Raw genomic sequence first — 347 nt, 5'->3', positions numbered from 1 at the left:
CCTGCTTTACGAAGTTCATTCATTTCACGGATACGCAACTCATTGAACGCTTGATTCATGTGTTTGACAATATGAAACCGATCAATCACTACTTTCGCATTTGGCAGAACACGTTTGGTGAGCTGGAAGTAGGCGGCGTTCATGTCTGTCACCAAGAATTCTACTTCTTCCGGATTAGTACAACCTGAGAAATAGCTTGTTAATCGGGGTAATTTACGCGTAGGCAAAACATCTATTAATTTTCCTGTTTCGCCATCTGCGCAAATAAAGCTCATTTTATCTTCTATGGAAGCATGCGAACGAAATTCATCAACCATCAATACTCTTGGGAGAATCTTCTTAGATTG

The 347-nt window shown here is 40.3% G+C and carries 1 protein-coding gene; it reads right to left on the bottom strand.

Features of this window, described 5'->3' with window-relative positions; genetic code table 11:
• On the bottom strand, positions 1-347 hold a 347-nt coding region (locus ACI3E5_RS17620), incomplete at both ends, for a transposase (protein ID WP_498855893.1).

Origin of the sequence: Candidatus Enterococcus avicola (assembly GCF_047470845.1) — a bacterium.
Classification (GTDB): domain Bacteria; phylum Bacillota; class Bacilli; order Lactobacillales; family Enterococcaceae; genus Enterococcus_D; species Enterococcus_D casseliflavus.
The sequence above is the reverse complement of the archived record's forward strand: the minus strand, read 5'-3'. Positions and strand labels throughout refer to the sequence as shown.